The organism is Rhizobium sp. NLR8a, assembly GCF_019685235.1.
Lineage (GTDB): Bacteria > Pseudomonadota > Alphaproteobacteria > Rhizobiales > Rhizobiaceae > Rhizobium.
The window spans coordinates 189259-207187 of sequence record NZ_JABDWI010000002.1; the positions used below are offsets into that span (position 1 = coordinate 189259).

The window sequence follows — 17929 nt, forward strand, 5'->3', positions numbered from 1 at the left end:
AACCGTATTATGTCGCTTGGAATGCCCTAACGCTTTGATGATGCGAGATGTCCGTTTAACGACAGTTCGATCGACTCAACGTCGCGGCGGTATCGGTTGCCTCATACTGTTTTCTATTCCAGTATTCTGACGGGCCGGTCCCACTGGATGAGGACGACGCAGCCGGTTTCGCTCCAGACCGAATGCTCGGTGCCGGGGGCGTTGACGATGTAGCTGCCGCGGCCGTAGTCGCCCGCTTCATCCGATTGCACTCCGTCGAGCACGAGAATGGTTTCCAGCCCCTCATGCCGATGGCGGGGAACGCCGGCGCCGGCTTCATATTTCAGGAGCGCTACTCCTGGCTGATCGTCCTCAAAGGGTCGGATCCAGTGGATCGTCACCTGATCGCGGAAGGGTCCGAACTCCAGATCCCTCCAACCGCCCGAGGTCAGCAATTCGCGGGTGGTTTCAGGCATGGGCGATGCTTTCCAAAATGGCGTCGACATGGGCCGTCCAGCCGACGATTGCACCCTGGGCGCGGATCATGGCGATGGCTGCGGCCTTGAACTCCGGAAAATAGCTTTCCGTAGCCTGCTCGGCGAGCAGGCATTCATAGCCGCGGTCGTTCGCCTCGCGCATGGTGGTCTGCACGCAGACTTCGGTCGTCACACCTGCGAAAACCAGCTGTTTGATACCCTTCTGCTGCAGCACTTCGTCGAGCTCGGTCGCATAGAAGGCGCCCTTGCCCGGTTTTTCGATGACGACCTCGCCTTTGATCGGAGCAAGCTCCGGCAGAATTGCTGTGCCGGGCTCGCCGGAGATCAAAATGCGGCCCATGGGGCCTTCGTCGCCGATCCTGAGTGTGGGATTGCCGCGGTCGCGTTTGGCCGGCGGCAGATCCGAAAGATCCGGCCTATGGCATTCCATCGTGTGAATGACCGGCAGCCCGGCATAACGAAAGCCCTGGATGAGTCGTTTGACATCGGGCACGATCCTGGTGATGCGACTGACGTCGTTGCCGAGGCTTGCGCCGAAGCCGCCGGGCTCGGCGAAGTCTCGCTGCATGTCGATGACAATAAGCGCGAGCTGGTCGTGCTTCACCGGAAAGGCGAAGGGTTCTGCCTTGATCTCAGCCATCAGTGATGCCCCGCCATGTGGGCGCCGATCATGCCGATATCGGCTGAGCGGGCCGGCGTTTCGTAGACCAGCTTGCCTTCCGAAATCACCATGATGCGATCGGACATCTCGAGCAGCTCGTCGAGGTCCTCGGAGAGCAGCAACACGGCCGCGCCCGAATTTCGCGCCTTCATGATGCGGGCGCGGATTTCGGCGACGGCGGAGAAATCGAGGCCGAAACACGGGTTCGAGACGATCAGCAGATCCACCTTGCCTGTGAGTTCGCGGGCAAGCACGGCGCGCTGCACATTGCCGCCGGAAAGTGCCGCGATCGGCGAGGCAGACGAGGCTGTCTTCACCTTAAAGTCGGAAATCAGCGCCGCGGCGCGCTTCCTCATCTTGCCCTTGTTCAGCCAGACCGCGTCCTTGCCGTCGGTCTTGAGATCGAAGGTCCGAAAGGCGAGATTTTCGCTGACCGTCATGCGCGGCGCGCAGGCGTTCTGCAGCGGCTCCTCGGGAATAAAACGGACATTGTTCTTGCGCGTCTCCGGCCGTGACGCGCGGTAGGCGTCGCCGTTGACGATAACGCGGCCGGTCTCCGTCGGGCGCTGGCCGGCGAGGATTTCGGTCAATTCCTTTTGGCCATTGCCTGATATTCCGGCGATTCCGACGATCTCGCCGGAGCGGACCATGAGTTCGTCGATTTCGATGGTCTTGTGCCCCGAGCGGTCGGCCGCCTTGACCTGCTCGAGCTTGAGGACCGGCTTGGCGCCCTGCGGGGTGGGAACGCGGCTGTCGAGCTCGGCGAGCTTGACGTCGCCGATCATCATCGTCGCCATCTCGGCCGTGGAGAGTTCGCCGACCATGCCTGTGCCGACCAGCTTGCCGCGCCGCAGGATCGAGACGGCATCGGCAAATTTCGTCACCTCGTGGAACTTGTGGGAGATCATCAGCACGGTCAGTTCGCCTCGCTCCGTCATCCCGCGCACGAGGCCGAGCATCTCGTCGGCTTCCGCGGGCGTCAGCACCGAGGTCGGCTCGTCGAGGACGAGAAAGGAGCGGCCGAGATAGAGCTGCTTGACGATTTCGAGCTTCTGCTTCTCGCCGGCGGCCAGTTCGCTCACCGGCCGGTCGAGCGGGATCTGGAAGGGCATGCGCTCCATGAAGGCGGCGAGATCCTCCCGCTCCTTCGCCCAGTTGAGGATGGCAGGGACTTCAGCGCGGCTGATGACGAGGTTTTCGGCACCCGTCAGCGAGGGGACCAGCGTGAAGTGCTGATAGACCATGCCGAGCCCATAGGTCGCCGCATCCCTGGGCGAGGCAATCGCCACTTCGCGACCATCAACGGAGAGCGAACCCGATGTTGCATGATAGAAACCCATGATGCATTTGACGAGCGTCGACTTGCCGGCGCCGTTCTCGCCGAGCAGGGCATGGAAGCTGCCGGCGGGGACCTTGATCGAGACATGGTCAAGCGCGGTGAAGCTGCCGAAGCGCATCGTCATATCCATGGTGTCGATGCCGACGGCCTTGCCGGCCTGCGGAAGGGGCGTGTCGCGGATTGTGCTCATGGCTGCTGGCTCACGAACGTTTCGGAATTGGAGACGGAGCCGAAGACGCCGCCCTGCATCTTCACCATCTTGATGGCGGCGAGATGATTGCCGTAATCGGTCGCCCCGCAGCAGTCTTCCAGCAGCAGGCATTCGAAGCCGCGGTCGTTCGCCTCGCGCATCGTCGTGGAAACGCAGACGTCGGTCGTGATCCCGGTCAGGATGATGTTCTCGACGCGCTTCTGGTTGAGGATCAGCTCCAGGTCGGTGGCGCAAAACGAGCCCTTGCCGGGCTTGTCGATGATCGTCTCGCCTTCGATCGGGTAGAGTTCCGGGATGATGTCCCAGCCGGGTTCGCCGCGTGTGAGGATGCGCCCGCACGGGCCTGGATCGCCGATGCCTGCGCCGATGCGTTGTGAGCGCCAGCGCTTGTTGGCCGGCAGATCGGCGAGATCAGGGCGATGGCCCTCGCGGGTGTGGATGATGTGATAGCCCTTGGCGCGCATGGCGGCCAAAACCCGTCTGATCGGCTCGATGGGCGCCTGAACCAGCGACAGGTCGTAACCCATGTGGTCGACATAGCCGCCCTTGCCGCAGAAATCGGTCTGCATGTCGATGATGATGAGGGCCGTATTGTCCGGGCGCAGGGCGCCGTTATAGGGCCAGGGATAGGGATCAGCGTCGATATAATGTCCTTTGGTCTCGACCATGGCGTCCATCGTCTTCTTCTCCTATTCACCCGCAAGTTTGAATGTTTTGATGCCGCGGTTGGACATCAGATGCTCCCTCCTCACTTCGTCAGCGAGAGCGCGCCCGGCGCACCGGCAAGCGAGCGTGTCGGTGAGGAGGTCGCGATCATGATGACGAGGGTGAGCACGTAGGGCGCGGCGTAGAAGAGGTAGTAGCCCTGGGTCACGCCGATCGATTGCAACGCCGGCCCAAGTGCGCCGGCGCCGCCGAAGAGCAGGGCGGCGAGGAAGCACCCGATCGGGTTCCAGCGGGCGAAGATGACGAGTGCGACGGCCATCAGGCCTTGGCCTGAAGAAATGCCCTCGTTCCACGATCCCGGATAGTAAAGCGAGAGATAGGCGCCGCCGATGGCCGCCAGCGACCCGCCGACGGCGGTGGCCAGCAGGCGCACCCGATCCGGTTTGATGCCCATGGCGCGCGCCGCATCGGTGCTGTCGCCGACGACGCGCAGGATGAGGCCCAGCCGCGTATTGCCGAAGGCCCACCAGAGGGTGAAGGCCAGCAAGGCGCCGAGGATGAAGAGCACGTTGATGTTCAGCGCTGCCTGAATCTGCGGCAGGCTCGACCAGAAACCGAAGGGAATCGACGGCAGATGCGGCGCTGCAGGCTGAATGAAGGACTTGCCGAGGAAGAAGGCGAGGCCCAGGCCGAACTGCATCATAGCGATGCCGATTGCGATGTCGTTCACCTTCGGCCACTTGCAGATCCAGCCGTGAACGAGACCGAAGATGGCGCCGGTCGCCATGGCCGCGAGCACGCCGAGCCAGGGCGAATTGGTCATGACGGCGACGGCGTAGGCTGTCATCGCACCGAAGACGAGCGTACCTTCCAGGCCGAGATTGATGCGGCCGGAGCGCTCGGTAATCGTCTCGCCGAGGCTGACGAAGATGAAGGGGGTTGATACGCGGATGGCGCCCGCCAGGATCGCGAGCGGCACGCCCCAGATGCCGATGCCTGTCTCTTCCATCATGGGCTCCTTTTCCAGAGGTCGGGATTGAAGATCTTGAAGCGCCCGTAGAAGGTCTCGCAGAAGAGGATGACGATGAAGAGTGTGCCCTGCAGCACCAGCACCGTGGCATCAGGCAGGCCCATGCGGCGCTGGATGAGGCCGCCGGAAGCATCGATGCCCCCGAGCAGGATCGCAACAGGGATGATCGCCAGCGGATTGTGGCGGGCGAGGAAGGCGACGAGGATGCCGGTAAAGCCATAGCCCGCGGCGAGCGAGGCATTGGCGCTACCCTGGACGGCCACGACCTCGATCATGCCGGCAAGACCTGCGAAGCTGCCGGCGATCGCGGTGAAGCCGGCGATCAGCCTTCCGACCGGCAAACCTTGGATCTGGGCGGCGCGCACATTGCCGCCGGCGATGCGGGCGGCGAAACCGAAGCTCGTCACCTCGATCAGGATCCAGGAGAGGATGCAGGCGAGGACGCCGATCACAAGGCCCCAATGCACATCCATGCCAGGAATGTTGCCGAGCATGTATTCGGGCGGCAGCGGCTTGGTCGAGGGCTTGTTGAGACTGGCCGGATCGCGGAGCGGCCCCTCGACGAACTGATTCATCAGGGCGATGGCGATATAGGAAAGCAGCAAGGAGGAAATGGTCTCGTTGACGCCGCGGTAATGGCGCAGGAAGCCGGCAAGGCCGATCCAGATGCCGCCGACGACCATGGCGGCAATCGCCATCAGAACAAGAGCGGGAAACACGGGGGCCGCGCCGACAAGCGGCATGGCCATGGCTGCGGCGGCAACGCCGCCCAGCACGACCGCTCCTTCCCCGCCGATGATGACGAGGCCGAGGCGGGCGGGCAGGGCGACGCAGAGTGCCGTCAGGAGAAGGGGTGCGGCACGGCTTAAGCTGTTCTGCACCGAAAACCAGCTGCCGAAGCCGCCGGTATACATGAGCTGGAAGAGCATGGCCGGCGATTTGCCGATCGCCAGGATGAAGAGGGAGAAGAGCCCGAGCCCGATCAGGATGGCCGCAAGGCCGATGACCACAGGTTCGGCCCTGCGCGCGGTCCATTCGAGCAGGGGACGCAGCGCGGCTGGTTCACCGGACGCGACTGATATTGCGGGATCATTGGCCTGAACGGTCATGGCGCTTCTCCCTCACGCGGTCTACGCGGTGGACCCGACGACACCCTCGACCAGATAGTTCATGCTTTCGAGCTCGATCGCGTCTTCCGCGTAGCTCTTGTCGGCCGTCACGACGGTGTTGCCCTTGTTATCCTTCAGCGGCCCCTTGAAGACCGAGAAGCCGCCCTTCATCATGTCGGCATGCGTTGCCTCGAATGCCTTGCGGCCCGCCTCGGAAACGCCGGGGCCGAGCGCGCTCATCTTGACGAAACCATCCTTCAGGCCGCCACGCACGAAGTTGCCGAGCTTTTCGCCGGCCTGCGCCTTCTTGACGAAATCGCTATAGACATTGCCCCAGGCCCATTCAGCGCCCGTGAGGTATTTCTCGGGCGCAAGCGGGCTCTGATTGGCGTGGTAGCCGCAGACGAAGGCGCCGCGGCCGGCGGCGGTTTCGACGACCACCTTCGGACTGTCGACATGGCAGGTGATGACGTCCGCGCCCTGATCGACCAGAGCGTTGGTGGCTTCCGCCTCCTTGACCGCAAGCGACCATTCGCCGGTGAAGATCACCTGGCAGGTGATGGTCGGATCGACTGCGCGTGCGCCGAGCAGGAAGGCGTTGATGTTCTGCAGCACCTGTGGGATCGGCTTGGCCGCGACGAAGCCGATCTTCTTGCTCTTCGTCGCATGGCCGGCAGCGATGCCATTCAGATACTGCCCCTGGAAAATATAACCGAAATAGGAGCCGGTATTGGCCGGGTGCTTGCCCTCCTGCCATAACCCGCCGCAATGGCGGAACTGGATATCGGGATATTTGGCGGCCATCGCCAGCATATGCGGATCGAAATAGCCGAAGGAGGTCGGGAAGAGCAGGGTGGCGCCATCGAGATTGATCATCGATTCCATCGTCTTCTGAACGTCGACCGTCTCGGGCACGTTCTCTTCTTCGACGACGGTCATCCCAGGCAACGCCTTGACGGCCGCAGCACCCTCGGCATGCGCCTGATTGTAGCCATAGTCATCCTTGGGACCGACATAGACGAAGCCGACGGTGAGAGCCGTCTGCGCAAATGCGCGCGACGAGAGGAGACCGGGCGCCGCGCCGACGAGGGTGGCGGCAGCGGAAGCCTGAAGGAAGTGGCGGCGTTTCATGGAAAGGAGTCTGGTCATCGGAATGCTCCCCTGACGGCGGTTCTGCCGTTTTCAAAATTGGTTACAGAAAAGTGTATGCAATGGTCATGCCAGATTTTATCGCATTGATTTTATGATCGAAATTCTTCTTTCGCCGACTAACGTCGGAGAAGTGCATGCAATTTCATCTCGAAATTGGATGAAAAATATGCAGGGCCTATAAAATCGTCCGATGTCCGTACCGTTGGACTTCAAGAGCTGACTAGGCCGGCAGGGCAAAATGCATTTTTTCCAGTTACATCAATAATATATACTGCTGTTTGACTTTGCCGGCTTGAGCGGGCATGTGTATGCAACCTCAACAATGCAGAATCGGTCCTTGAAGCAAGTCAGGCGCAGAGAAATCATCAGGGCAGGGACGACCGTCGAGCAGATGGTGCGGGCGATTGCCGACATGATCGTGACCGGGCAGATGCTGCCGGGCGAGAAGCTTGATGAAGTCTCGCTTGCTGCTCGTTTTGAAGTGTCGCGCACTCCGGTGCGCGAGGCGCTCCGTGAGCTCGGGGCGATGGGGCTTGTCGACCGCGAGCCGAACCGCAGCGCCGTCGTCACCACGGTGACCGAAACCTATCTTCATTCCATGTTCGAGGCGATGGCGGAACTCGAAGCGATCTGCGCCAGGCTCTCGGCCGAACGTATGACAGTCGACGAGCGGCGCACGCTGGAGTTGGAGCATAAGGCCTCAATGAGGCTCGTGCATGCCGGCGCGCAAGAGGAATATTCGGCGCATAACACGGAATTCCACACCCGCCTTTACCGCGGGGCGCATAATGATCATATCTTTGAAATGGTGACGCAGACACGCGCACGGCTCGCCCCATTTCGACGGGCGCAGTTTCGGCTGCCCGGTCGCTTGGCAAAGTCCTACGAGGAACACGGTCGGATCGTGATGGCAGTCATGCGAGCGGACGGCATCGCTGCCGCACAGGCAGCCTATTCCCATGTGGAGATGGTCAGCGATGCGAGCGCGGTGTTTGCAACAACCGAGGAGCCGAGCGCGCGCGGCACCTGAAGTCTTGCAGGGGCATCTGCGACTAGGCTCAAGCCATGGCGGCCGCAACTGCGGCAGCCGCCCTTTGTCCGCAACGCAGCGAACTTCTTGTTTACGATCGTCCTCAGGCGTCGACGCAAATATGACAGGTCCTATATCGTCTCGGTCTCACCTCGTCCGGTAATCCTGTGGTGGCCGAGCCGCCTTGAGGCGCTTCGTGCCTCAAGGCCAGCAAGTATCGCCAGCAGGATTTTTTTGAGACAATGCTTCATGCTCTTGTCATTTGATCTGCGACGTAGGCGCGCCAGCCTCCCAATTCGGTGATTTCGCGCGCGCCTTCGATGGCGTGAGCCTCGCAGAGAAAACCGGAAATTTGGGAACCGTCATCGAGCGCTACCTTGCCGATTCCGAGCGGGGCCGGGATGTTCTGCACAAAGCGCCCGAAAGTTTCCGGAGTGACCTTCCAAACCTCGACTTCGAGGCCCTTGCCGTCGAAACCGGGTTCGCGGACCAGGCCTGGCTTCGGCGGGACGGTACCGGGCAGAACGAAGAGGCGATAATCCGGTGCAGTACGGCAGGATTTGATGCGCCTGCCGCCCGGTCGCGTCAGTTCATGGTTGAGAGGCATGCCGGTCAAATGTGCCCCGACGACGACGATCGGCACCAAGCCGTCATCGGCCGGCGCCACGCGGCTCGCCTCGGGAATCGCCGACAGACGGTCCATGCCCATTCCCGCGTTCGCCGCCCGGTGCATGGCGTCGGCGAAGGAGGCCACTGCGTCATCGGTGAAGGCGGGGCCGATCAGAGTCACGCCGGCGGGGAGATGACCGTCGGCGTCGAAGCCGGCTGGAACGGCAATCGCCGCGCAATCGAGCAGATTGACGAAATTGGTGTAACGGCCGAAATGGCCGTTTTTCACAATGGGATCCGCCATCATTTCTTCGACCGTGTAGGTCGTCGGCGAAGTCGGCAGCATCAGGATATCAGCCTTTTCCCATTCCTTCCCGGTCTTCTGTCGCAGCGCTTCGAGCTTGTACCGGCCTTCGAAGGCGGCGACCGCGTCATAGGCTTTCGCGCCCTCGATGATGGTGCGAACCGTCGGGTCGAAGTCGGCGGCATTGGTGGCAAGAAAATCCTTCACCGCCGCCAGCCGTTCGGCGACCCAGGGGCCGTTATAGAGCAGTTCGGCTGCCTGCCGGAACGGCGCGTAGTCGAAGGCAACGATGGTGGCGCCGAGGGCGCGTGCCCGTTCGATTGCGGCGTCATAGAGAGCCTCGACGTGGCTGTTGCCGAAGAATTCCCGCTCGGCTCCGTCGAGCACACCGATCCGCAACCCGGAGGTGGGCAGGCTGGCTGGAACGGCCTTGCGCGAGAACGGATCGGCGGCATCGTAGCCCTCCATCACCTTGCGGATCGCGACGCCGTCGCCGACCGTTGCAGCAAAGACGGTGACGACATCGACGCTGCGGCAGGCAGGCACGACGCCGACATTCGGCACCAGTCCCGGCGTCGGTTTGATGCCGACCAGATTGTTGAAGGCCGCCGGCACACGCCCGGAGCCGGCCGTGTCCGTGCCGAGCGCGAAGCTCGCCAGGCCCGAGGCGACGGCAACCGCCGAGCCGGAGCTCGAGCCGCCCGACACATAGTCCTTGTCGAAGACCGAGCGCGGCACTCCATAGGGCGAACGCGTGCCGTTGAGGCCGGTGGCAAACTGGTCGAGATTGGTCTTGCCGATGACGATTGCGCCTGCGGCCCGCAGCCGCGCAACGACGGTAGCGTCCGTCTCCGGCTGGTAGGAAAAGGCAGGGCAGGCAGCTGTCGTCGGCAGGCCCGTCACGTCGATATTGTCCTTTACCGCGAAGGGAATGCCCCAGAGCGGCAGGCTGTTCGGCTCAGGCGCCCGTTCCATCAGAGCGCGTGCTTCGGCGCGCAGCGCTTCGTCAGGCGTCGGGGTGATGAAGATAGCGGGATCCGTCGCGTCATTGCGACGGGCAATGACGATCTCGATAATATCGAGCGGGCTTTTGCCTGCCTCATAGGCTGCGCGAAGGCTGGTCAGATCAAGAATGGTCGGCAGCATGGGTCAGCACTCCTCCAGAACAACAATGATATCGCCCGCTTTGACGTTTCGTCCGGGCCCGGCGCGCAGGTCGCGGACACGGCCTGGCGCATGTGCGGTGACGTTGATTTCCATTTTCATGGATTCGATGATGGCAAGCGTGTCGCCGGTCGCGACCGGTGCGCCCGGCTCGACCAGCAGTTTCCAGATATTGCCGGGCACGGCGCTGGCGACACCGAAGCAGCCTTGGGGAATGTCCCCATCCGGGCTTTCGCCGGCGCCTTCGTCGGTAACGAAGCTGTCGAGACCCGCCGCCTTCCAGCGCTGGCGTTCGGCGTCGAAGGCGGCCTGCTGGCGCATCTTGAAGGTCGCAATCGAGGCGGCATTTGCCTGCAATTCCTGCTCATAGGCGGCGTAGGAAAATTCCGTCTCCTCGATCTTGACGGGATAACCGCCATGCGGAAAGGCGCTGCGGGCCTCCGCCAATTCCTGATGGCTGGCCGGAAAGAAGCGGATCTGATCGAAGAAATCGAGCAGCCACGGCTTGCCCCTGGCAAAGACCGGCGTCTGCCGCCAGGTGTTCCACACCTGGATTGTGCGACCGAACAGCTGATAGCCGCCAGGACCTTCCATGCCGTAGATGCACATATAGGCCCCGCCGATGCCGACGGCATTTTCCGGCGTCCATGTACGGGCCGGATTGTACTTCGTCGTCACCAGCCGGTGGCGCGGATCGACGGGGGTCGCCACCGGCGCGCCGAGATAGACGTCGCCGAGACCGAGCACAAGATAGCTGGCGTCGAAGACGATGTCGCGCACGGCCTGTTCGTCGGTCAGCCCGTTGATGCGGCGGATGAACTCGATGTTGTCAGGGCACCAGGGCGCATTCGGCCGCACGAGTTCCTGATATTTGCGCATGGCAAGTTCCGCATCCGGATCGTTCCAGGAAAGCGGCAGATGCACGATGCGACTCGGCACGGTGACGTCCTGGGCCGCCGGCAGACTTGCTTCGATTTCGGCCAGCAGGCCAAGCAGGCGTTTGCGGGTCAGCGTCGTGCCGTCATAATGGATCTGTAGCGAACGGATGCCGGGTGTGAGATCGACGATGCCGGGCAGACGGGCCTGCGAGACGGCCTGCATCAGCAGGTGCACTCTCAGCCGCAGAGCGATATCGAGCGTCATCGGTCCGTACTCAACCAGCAGATTGTCATCGCCCTGGCGGCGATAGACGACGGAGACAGGCCCGTCGTCACTCTTGCCGATCACAGGTGAGCCCATTTCTTCCTTCGCCCGATGCACGACCGGGCCGGCAATCGGATCATCCGATCGCGTGACGGGATGAAAGCGGATGCGATCGCCCGGCTTGAACTGGCCCATTTTCCACTGTTCGTCGCGCGCAATGACCGCCGGGCAGACGAAGCCGCCGAGGCTCGGGCCGTCAGGCCCGAGAATGATCGGCATGTCGCCGGTGAAATCGATCGCGCCGATTGCATAGGCATTGTCATGCAGGTTCGAGGGATGGAGACCAGCCTCGCCGCCATCGCTGCGCGCCCATTTCGGTGCCGGGCCGATGAGACGAACGCCGGTGCGGGCGCTGTTGAAATGCACCTCGTAATTTGTCGAGAACAGCGTCTCGATATCGCCGTGCTGGAAGAAATCAGGCGCGCCATGTGGACCATAGACAACGCCGACATCCCACTCGCGCGTCAGTTCCGCAGGCTCGGTTGCCGGCTTTGCGGCATCGGCGGTCGCCTGACGGGCAAGATGCAGCACATGGCCGGTCTTCAACGTCCCGGTGGCGTTGCCGCCGAACTGCCCGAGCCCGAAGGTGGCGCGTGAGCCGAGCACGACCGGAGCGGCAAAACCGCCCGCCACGGCGAGGTAAGCCCGCTGCCCCGGTCCATCGATGCTGCCGACGACGAGGATCTGGCCGGCGCGGATGGTGACGGCCTCGCCATGCGGCAATTTCACGCCGTCGACGCTCATCGCCATCCCGGCGCCGGCAAGGGCAACTGTCGTATCGGTATGGAATTTCAGCATCGGACCGGAGACCGTCAGCTCCAGCGCCGCAACCATGTCGCCATTGCCGACGAGGCGGTTGGCATGGCGGAAGGAACGTTCGTCCATCGGCCCGCTCGGCGGCACGCCGACATGCCAGAGACCAAGCCGGCCCGGCAGTTCCTGGATGCTCGATTGCGCGCCCGGCGCGATCACCTCGATGACATCGGCTACGAAGGAAAAATCACGTAGCGCCGTCGTCGCCACCTTGCCGCTCGCCAGAAGCCCGGAGCTGGCGATGGCCCTGAGATAGTCGAGATTGGTTTCGATGCCCGATATCGATGTTTCCGCAAGTGCCGCCTTCAGCTTTTCGATCGCAGCCGGGCGATCCTCGGCTGACACAATCACTTTGGCGAGCATCGGATCGTAGAAGGGTGTGACCTCCGTGCCGGTCTCGATCCAGCCGTCGATGCGTGCGTCCCTGGGGAACGCCACTTCCGTCAGGAGGCCGGCGCTCGGGCGGAAATCGGCATGCGGCATTTCTGCATAGATGCGCACTTCAATCGCCGCTCCCTTCGGCTGCAGGGCCTCGGCGCTCGAGAGCACGTCCTCGCCCGCCGCCTGACGGATCATCCATTCGACCAGATCGATCCCGAAGACGGCTTCGGTGACGGGATGTTCGACCTGCAGGCGGGTATTGACCTCAAGGAAGTAGAATTCCTCGCGCAGGGGATCGTAGATGAATTCCACGGTGCCGGCGGACTCATAGGAGACGGCAGCACCAAGGTCGATGGCCGCCTTGTGCAGGCGGGCGCGGGTCGCGGCAGAAAGTCCGGGGGCCGGGGTTTCCTCGACCACCTTCTGGTTTCGCCGCTGCAGCGAGCAGTCGCGCTCGCCGAGCGCGATGACCTTGCCTTGGCCGTTGCCGAAGATCTGCACTTCGACGTGCCGTGCCTCTGCCACGAAACGCTCGATATAGACGCGCGCATCGCCGAAGCTTGCCCGTGCGGTGCGCTGCACGCTTTCGAAGGATGCCTTCAGGCTTTCGGCATCGGCGCAGAGCTGCATGCCGATGCCGCCGCCGCCGGCCGTGCTTTTCAGCATGACGGGATAGCCGATCGTTTCTGCCGCAGCGAGCGCTTCATCGGCGCTCGACAGCAGGCCGGTGCCAGGCAGCAGCGGCACGCCGCTCGTCCTCGCGAGTTCCCGCGCCGTATGCTTCAGCCCGAAGGCAGAGAGGTGCTCGGGCCGTGGCCCGATGAAGGCGATGCCTTCGGCGGCGAGGCGCTCCGCAAAACCGATATTTTCCGACAGGAAGCCGTAGCCGGGATGAACGGCCTCGGCCCCCGTCGCCTTGCAGGCGGCAATGACGGCATCGACATTGAGGTAGCTTTCGCCGGCGGGCGCCGGCCCGAGGCGCACCGCTTCATCCGCCATCAACGCAGGCTTGGCGAAGCGGTCGGCATCGGAATAGACGGCGACAGAGGCAATACCCATCCGTCGCAGCGTCTTGATGACCCGGATGGCGATTTCGCCCCGGTTGGCGATCAGGACTTTCTTGAACATGCTCAGTCCTCGCCGTCCCAGATCAGCACCCGGATCGGCGTCGGATCGAAGCCATTGCAGGGATTGTTGATCTGCGGGCAGTTGGAGATGACGCAGAGCACGTCCATCTCCGCGACGAGTTCGACATAGTCGCCGGGTGCGGAAATGCCGTCGACGATCGTCATCTCGCCATTCGGCTTGATCGGCACGTTCATGAAGAAATTGATGTTCGGCACGATGTCGCGTTTGCCCATGCCGTGTTTCGAAACTTCGAGCACAAAGTTGTCGCGGCAGGCATGCAGGTATTTCGTGCCATGACCGAAGCGCACCGTATTGCTCTCGCAGGAGCAGGCGCCGGCGGAGGTGTCATGGCGGCCGCAGCTGTCGGCCGTCATCGTCAGCATGACATTGCCTTCGTTCGACATGATCTTGGTGCCGATGCCGATATAGGCAGCACCCTGCATGCGCATCGTATCCTGATTGGAATAGCGCTCGGAGAAATCATCGGCACGGTAGAAGAGCGTGTCGATCGCCTGCTGGCCAAGACTGTCTTCGATGCGGATCGTCTGGCCCTTGCGCACAAGGCCGGACCACGGAGCTTCGGCCGGAATGAAATGATCCTGCGCGACATTCTGCAGGGTGCGGGCAGGGGAGGTCTGAATGAAATCGGACATCGTCATCTCCTCAGGCCTGCATCAGGGTGTTGTTTTCGAAACCGCGCGCGGCTTCGGCCGTCGCCGTGCGGCAGAGATCGTCGGCAGCAGGGATTGCCGCCTTGTAGCGCGTGATGACGACAGGCTTCGGCTGATAGGTGGGATCGGGATCGAGCGGATGCGGGCAGGTGGAAAAGCCGACCAGCATGTCCATCTCGGCACGCAGTTCGACATAGTCGCCGCTGTTGGAGCGTTTGCCTTGCCAGCCGAACCCACCACTCTCGGCCAGGCGGACGGGCGCGAAAAGATTGAGGATGCCGGGAATATCGCGCCTGTCGAGGCCGAGCTTGACGGCGACGAGGATCAGATTGTCACGGGTATTGCGTGTCTTCTCACTCGGATATTTCGCGGCATTCGAGGTGGCCGTCGAGCCGCCCATCAGACAGTCATGGGCGCCGGAACTATCCTCGATCATCGAGAACATGACGCGGCCCATATCGGAAAAAATCACCCGCCCCTTGCCGAGTGCCGTCGTCCACTGGACCTTGGCGGTATCGACGAGATTGATCCGCTCGCTCGTATCGCCGGCATTCCAGGCAATGAGCGCCACCGTGGAATTTCCCTCTGCCTGATCGATGCGGATCGCCTCGCCGCGCAAGAGCTTCGTCGACCAGTACCAGCCGCCGGGAATGGTCTCCTGGTGGATGACGGCGGCGGCATCGATGGCCGGCGCCGGCAGCGGGCTGGGGCCGGGCAGGACCTTGGGCGCAAATTCCAGCCCCTTCTTCTGGTGCTCCTCGTAACGCGCGCGATTGGAGGCGATTTCTTCGGGGGCGCGTCTCACATGCATCATAGCGTCTCTCCTGATGATGCCAGGTCGTCCCGGCCATGCCCCAGGGAAGCGACCGGGCCGTCCCGGTCAGGGCTGAAGATCGATGGCTGGCCGGCAAGGCGCGGCGGCCAGATGGCAATATCCTTGGTGATGGTGGCGCCGTAGCGCTCCTTTTCCTCAGGCCGGTCGCGGCGGCGTTCGAAGGCGACGACGCGGTTGGCCAGCGTGAAAGCCTCGCGCATGTCATGCGTGACCATGACGACGGTCATCTGCGTTTCATGCCAGAGCCGCTTCATCAGCGTGTGGATCTCGGCGCGGATGCCGGGATCGAGCGCGCCGAACGGTTCATCGAGCAGCAGCACCTTCGGCTTCATGATAAGCGCCTGGGCGAGCGCCAGGCGCTGCTGCATGCCGCCGGAAAGCTGAGCCGGATACTTGTTCTCCGAACCGGCGAGCCCGACTTCGGCAATCAGTTGGCGTGCTTCCTCGATGGCGCTGCGGCGTGCGGCGCCGAAGAGCCTGGCCTTGTAGCGCGCGGCGGAAAATTCCCTGCCGAGCAGCACGTTGGCGAGCACCGTCAGGTGTGGAAAGACGGAATAACGCTGGAAGACGACGCCGCGATCCGGTCCCGGCTCCGCCGGCAGAGCTTCGCCGTCGAGCAGGATCTTGCCCTTCGTCGGTTGCTCCTGGCCGAGCAGCATGCGCAGGAAAGTGGTCTTGCCGCAGCCTGATGGGCCGACAAGGGCGACGAAGGCACGCGAAGCGACTGTCAGTGACACATCCTCGAGGACGATCTGGTCGCCATATTCCTTCCAGACCCTTTCGATCTTCAACTCGCTCATGCCTGCTTCTCCAGTTCGGACCAGGGGAAGACGGCGATGCGCAAGCGATCGAGCAGGGCGTTCATGACCACCGCAAGCAGGGTGATCCAGACGACATAGGGAAATATGACATCCATCGAGAGATAGCGGCGGACGAGGAAGATGCGGTAGCCGAGACCGGAGTCCGACGAGATCGCCTCGGCCGCGATCAGGAACAGCCAGGCCGGGCCGAGCTGCAGTCGGAGGCAAGTGATCAACCGCGGCAGGATTTGCGGCAGCACGACGCGCAGTCCGATCTGCCAGGAGGAGCCGCCGAGCGTCTCGGCCTTGACGATCTGTTCGCGCGGCAATTCCAGCGCCTTCAGCGCCAGATCGCGGATCATCGTCGGCGCGACGCCGATGACGATAAGGGTGATTTTTGACGTCTCTCCGAGACCCATGACGATGAACAGGATCGGCAGCAGCGCCAGTGGTGGCACCATGGAGATGACGGCGACGAAGGGGGAAAGCAGCGCTCTGAGATAGGGCAGCATGCCGATCAGCATGCCGATGATGAGCGCTGTCGCCGTCGAGATGCCGAGGCCGGAGAGCAGGCGGATGAGGCTCGCGCCCGTGTCCGACCAGAGCAGAAACTCGCCGGTGCGCGGGTCGGCGACGAAGGCCAGACGGTTGATCGCATCGGCAAAGCCGGCAAGGCTCGGCAGAAGCTTGTCGTTGGCGTTATCAGCCAGTCGCGCGGCCGAGCCGAAGGCATAGGCAAGGGCGAGCAGCACGAAGGGCAGCATCGTCAAGGCGAACTGGGCGCCCCGGCTCGGCCTCGTGTTGATCCAACGCATGGGAAATGCTCCGCTGATGAAGGGGAGGGAGCGCGGCAGACCGCGCCCCATTGCGATCAGAGCGAACCGTCGGCGGCGGCCTTCATATAGGCATCGGTGAAGCGCAGCTTCACATTGCCGGCGTCGCCCAGCACCTTGCCGTCAGGCATTTCGATGCCGATGACGTCGGCGGACGGCGCGCCGTTGCCGAGCAGACCCTTCTCGAAGAGGAAGTTGCGCACCAGATCCATGGTCTTCGGCAGGCTGGGCGAAGCGGTGAAGGCAACGGCATCAGCCGGCTTGTCGAAGAGCTTGGTGGCGGCAAGCTGGGCTTCGAAGCCGGAAAGATCGGTGCCCGAAGCCGAGCCCATGGCCTCGCGGGCGGCCTTACCCTCGGCGGTGTCGGCGCGCAGCAGTGCGGCCGTCTCGTACCAGATGCCGGCAAGCGCCTTGCCGAAGTTCGGATTGTCCTTCAGCACGCCGCTATTGGCGACCATCAGGTCGATGATTTCGCCCGGCACTTGCGAGCTGTCGAAAACCTTCTTGGCCGAGGGATCTTGGAGGATGGTGGAGACCAGCGGGTTCCAGGTGACGACGGCGGTGACGTCAGGCGTCTTATAGGCCGCGACCATGTCGGCGTCGGAGGTGTTGACGACCTTCACGTCGCGTTCCGTCAGCTTGATGCTTTCGAGCGCGCGGGCGAGCAGATAGTGCGATACGGAGAATTCGACGAGATTGACGTTCTGGCCCTTGATATCGGCAAGGCTCGCCTTGTCCTTCAGGATCACGGCGTCATTGCCGTTGGAAAAGTCGCCGACGATCACGGCGGTCGTATCGACGCCGCCGGCGGCCGGGATCGACAGCCCATCCATATTGGTCAGCGTCACTGCATCGAAGGCGCCGGCCGTGTACTGGTTCATCGATTCCACATAGTCGTTGAATTGGGTGACCTCGATCTTGATGCCGTATTTGTCGGCCCATTTCTTGACGATGCCGTGGTCGGCCGCGTAGCCCCAGGGCATCCAGCCGACATAGATGGACCAGGCCACCTTGAATTCCGTCTTCTGTTCCGCCTCTGCGACGGAAGCAAGGCCAAGCATCAGCGATAGCGCCAGCGCTGTGGTGGAAACAATCTTCGAAAAAGTCTGCATTGAAATTCCCCTTCTGCTTTTCTTCAAAAGGGATCGGCAAAGACCATCGTGCCACCAATCCCTTGGCTTACGAGGTCTCCCGGGCTTTTGTCCCGCCGTGCACCCGGCGGGATTTCTCCTCCGCCGGTGGTGGCTCTCGGACCAGTCGCGCTTCAGAAAAGTGCCGGAACCCTAGCCACCAACTCAGCACATTCTTTGCAAGAGGTGTGCCAGCTTATAAATCTTTGATTTTTCTAGCGCCCGTTCCTTGGTTGCCTGTTACTGTGTACACTTTGCGGCATTTGCTAAATTTTTGAGCAGCGATCGGCGCGGCCATCCAATCGACCTCGTCCTTTCGATCGACCGGCACATCCGGTGCGCCGGCACCGACACATTTTTTGGAAGCCCTCCAATTGCCTTGGA

General features: G+C 62.6%; 15 protein-coding genes and 1 riboswitch. Of the genes, 1 reads left to right on the plus strand and 14 read right to left on the minus strand.

What is annotated here, in order from left to right:
* Positions 1-113: 113 nt before the first annotated feature.
* The 7 genes from HJC04_RS04145 to HJC04_RS04175 all read right to left on the minus strand — a co-directional run bounded on the left by HJC04_RS04145 (position 114) and on the right by HJC04_RS04175 (position 6641).
* The gene (locus tag HJC04_RS04145; RefSeq protein WP_210632591.1) at positions 114-455 is read right to left on the minus strand and encodes a cupin domain-containing protein; all 342 of its coding nucleotides are present in this window, start codon (positions 453-455) and stop codon (positions 114-116) included.
* Complete coding sequence (locus HJC04_RS04150; protein WP_210632592.1) at positions 448-1116, minus strand: cysteine hydrolase family protein; 669 nt, start codon at positions 1114-1116, stop codon at positions 448-450. Before HJC04_RS04150 ends, HJC04_RS04145 begins: the two co-directional genes overlap by 8 nt.
* Entirely contained in the window at positions 1116-2666 is a 1551-nt protein-coding gene (locus tag HJC04_RS04155) for an ABC transporter ATP-binding protein (protein WP_221144920.1), read from the minus strand. Before HJC04_RS04155 ends, HJC04_RS04150 begins: the two co-directional genes overlap by 1 nt.
* A complete protein-coding gene (locus HJC04_RS04160) occupies positions 2663-3364 on the minus strand; it encodes a cysteine hydrolase family protein (protein WP_210632594.1) in 702 nt (233 codons plus the stop codon). Before HJC04_RS04160 ends, HJC04_RS04155 begins: the two co-directional genes overlap by 4 nt.
* Before the next feature lie 71 nt (positions 3365-3435).
* Complete coding sequence (locus HJC04_RS04165) at positions 3436-4362, minus strand: ABC transporter permease (RefSeq protein ID WP_221145209.1); 927 nt, start codon at positions 4360-4362, stop codon at positions 3436-3438.
* Positions 4362-5492 (minus strand): ABC transporter permease, encoded by a 1131-nt coding sequence (locus HJC04_RS04170; RefSeq protein ID WP_210632596.1) that lies wholly within the window; start codon positions 5490-5492, stop codon positions 4362-4364. Before HJC04_RS04170 ends, HJC04_RS04165 begins: the two co-directional genes overlap by 1 nt.
* Positions 5493-5513: 21 nt before the next feature.
* Positions 5514-6641: a BMP family ABC transporter substrate-binding protein gene (locus tag HJC04_RS04175; protein WP_210632597.1), complete on the minus strand. Its 1128-nt coding sequence runs from the start codon at positions 6639-6641 to the stop codon at positions 5514-5516.
* A 340-nt stretch (positions 6642-6981) separates the two neighbouring features.
* Between HJC04_RS04175 and HJC04_RS04180 the strand changes: the two genes are divergently transcribed.
* The gene (locus tag HJC04_RS04180) at positions 6982-7674 is read left to right on the plus strand and encodes a GntR family transcriptional regulator (protein WP_210632598.1); all 693 of its coding nucleotides are present in this window, start codon (positions 6982-6984) and stop codon (positions 7672-7674) included.
* 247 nt (positions 7675-7921) lie between these two features.
* Here HJC04_RS04180 and atzF read toward each other — a convergent pair whose 3' ends face one another.
* The 7 genes from atzF to HJC04_RS04215 are packed head-to-tail and all read right to left on the minus strand — an operon-like array spanning position 7922 to position 17527.
* Positions 7922-9733 carry an allophanate hydrolase gene (atzF, locus tag HJC04_RS04185; protein ID WP_210632599.1) on the minus strand — a complete coding sequence of 604 codons (1812 nt, stop codon included), beginning with the start codon at positions 9731-9733 and terminating at the stop codon, positions 7922-7924.
* A 3-nt stretch (positions 9734-9736) separates the two neighbouring features.
* Positions 9737-13276 (minus strand): urea carboxylase, encoded by a 3540-nt coding sequence (uca, locus tag HJC04_RS04190; protein WP_210632600.1) that lies wholly within the window; start codon positions 13274-13276, stop codon positions 9737-9739.
* Positions 13277-13278: 2 nt separating this feature from the next.
* On the minus strand, positions 13279-13929 hold the full coding sequence (locus HJC04_RS04195; protein WP_210632601.1) for an urea amidolyase associated protein UAAP2: 651 nt from the start codon (positions 13927-13929) through the stop codon (positions 13279-13281).
* A gap of 10 nt (positions 13930-13939) precedes the next feature.
* Positions 13940-14761: an urea amidolyase associated protein UAAP1 gene (locus HJC04_RS04200; protein ID WP_210632602.1), complete on the minus strand. Its 822-nt coding sequence runs from the start codon at positions 14759-14761 to the stop codon at positions 13940-13942.
* Positions 14758-15582, minus strand: coding sequence for an ABC transporter ATP-binding protein (locus tag HJC04_RS04205; protein WP_210632603.1), 825 nt, complete (start codon positions 15580-15582; stop codon positions 14758-14760). The genes HJC04_RS04200 and HJC04_RS04205 overlap by 4 nt, the downstream gene beginning before the upstream one ends.
* Positions 15579-16397 carry an ABC transporter permease gene (locus tag HJC04_RS04210; RefSeq protein WP_221144922.1) on the minus strand — a complete coding sequence of 273 codons (819 nt, stop codon included), beginning with the start codon at positions 16395-16397 and terminating at the stop codon, positions 15579-15581. The genes HJC04_RS04205 and HJC04_RS04210 overlap by 4 nt, the downstream gene beginning before the upstream one ends.
* Before the next feature lie 56 nt (positions 16398-16453).
* Positions 16454-17527 (minus strand): putative urea ABC transporter substrate-binding protein, encoded by a 1074-nt coding sequence (locus HJC04_RS04215; RefSeq protein ID WP_210632605.1) that lies wholly within the window; start codon positions 17525-17527, stop codon positions 16454-16456.
* A gap of 74 nt (positions 17528-17601) precedes the next feature.
* Positions 17602-17713: riboswitch (guanidine-I (ykkC/yxkD leader) on the minus strand.
* Positions 17714-17929 lie beyond the last annotated feature (216 nt).

Excerpts from the sequence above, each read along its gene's own strand:
- HJC04_RS04145 (WP_210632591.1), bottom strand. The coding sequence starts at position 455 with ATGCCTGAAACCACCCGCGAATTGCTGACCTCGGGCGGTTGGAGGGAT.
- HJC04_RS04150 (WP_210632592.1), bottom strand. The coding sequence starts at position 1,116 with ATGGCTGAGATCAAGGCAGAACCCTTCGCCTTTCCGGTGAAGCACGAC.
- HJC04_RS04155 (WP_221144920.1), bottom strand. The coding sequence starts at position 2,666 with ATGAGCACAATCCGCGACACGCCCCTTCCGCAGGCCGGCAAGGCCGTC.
- HJC04_RS04160 (WP_210632594.1), bottom strand. The coding sequence starts at position 3,364 with ATGGACGCCATGGTCGAGACCAAAGGACATTATATCGACGCTGATCCC.
- HJC04_RS04165 (WP_221145209.1), bottom strand. The coding sequence starts at position 4,362 with ATGGAAGAGACAGGCATCGGCATCTGGGGCGTGCCGCTCGCGATCCTG.
- HJC04_RS04170 (WP_210632596.1), bottom strand. The coding sequence starts at position 5,492 with ATGACCGTTCAGGCCAATGATCCCGCAATATCAGTCGCGTCCGGTGAA.
- HJC04_RS04175 (WP_210632597.1), bottom strand. The coding sequence starts at position 6,641 with ATGACCAGACTCCTTTCCATGAAACGCCGCCACTTCCTTCAGGCTTCC.
- atzF (WP_210632599.1), bottom strand. The coding sequence starts at position 9,733 with ATGCTGCCGACCATTCTTGATCTGACCAGCCTTCGCGCAGCCTATGAG.
- uca (WP_210632600.1), bottom strand. The coding sequence starts at position 13,276 with ATGTTCAAGAAAGTCCTGATCGCCAACCGGGGCGAAATCGCCATCCGG.
- HJC04_RS04195 (WP_210632601.1), bottom strand. The coding sequence starts at position 13,929 with ATGTCCGATTTCATTCAGACCTCCCCTGCCCGCACCCTGCAGAATGTC.
- HJC04_RS04200 (WP_210632602.1), bottom strand. The coding sequence starts at position 14,761 with ATGATGCATGTGAGACGCGCCCCCGAAGAAATCGCCTCCAATCGCGCG.
- HJC04_RS04205 (WP_210632603.1), bottom strand. The coding sequence starts at position 15,582 with ATGAGCGAGTTGAAGATCGAAAGGGTCTGGAAGGAATATGGCGACCAG.
- HJC04_RS04210 (WP_221144922.1), bottom strand. The coding sequence starts at position 16,397 with ATGCGTTGGATCAACACGAGGCCGAGCCGGGGCGCCCAGTTCGCCTTG.
- HJC04_RS04215 (WP_210632605.1), bottom strand. The coding sequence starts at position 17,527 with ATGCAGACTTTTTCGAAGATTGTTTCCACCACAGCGCTGGCGCTATCG.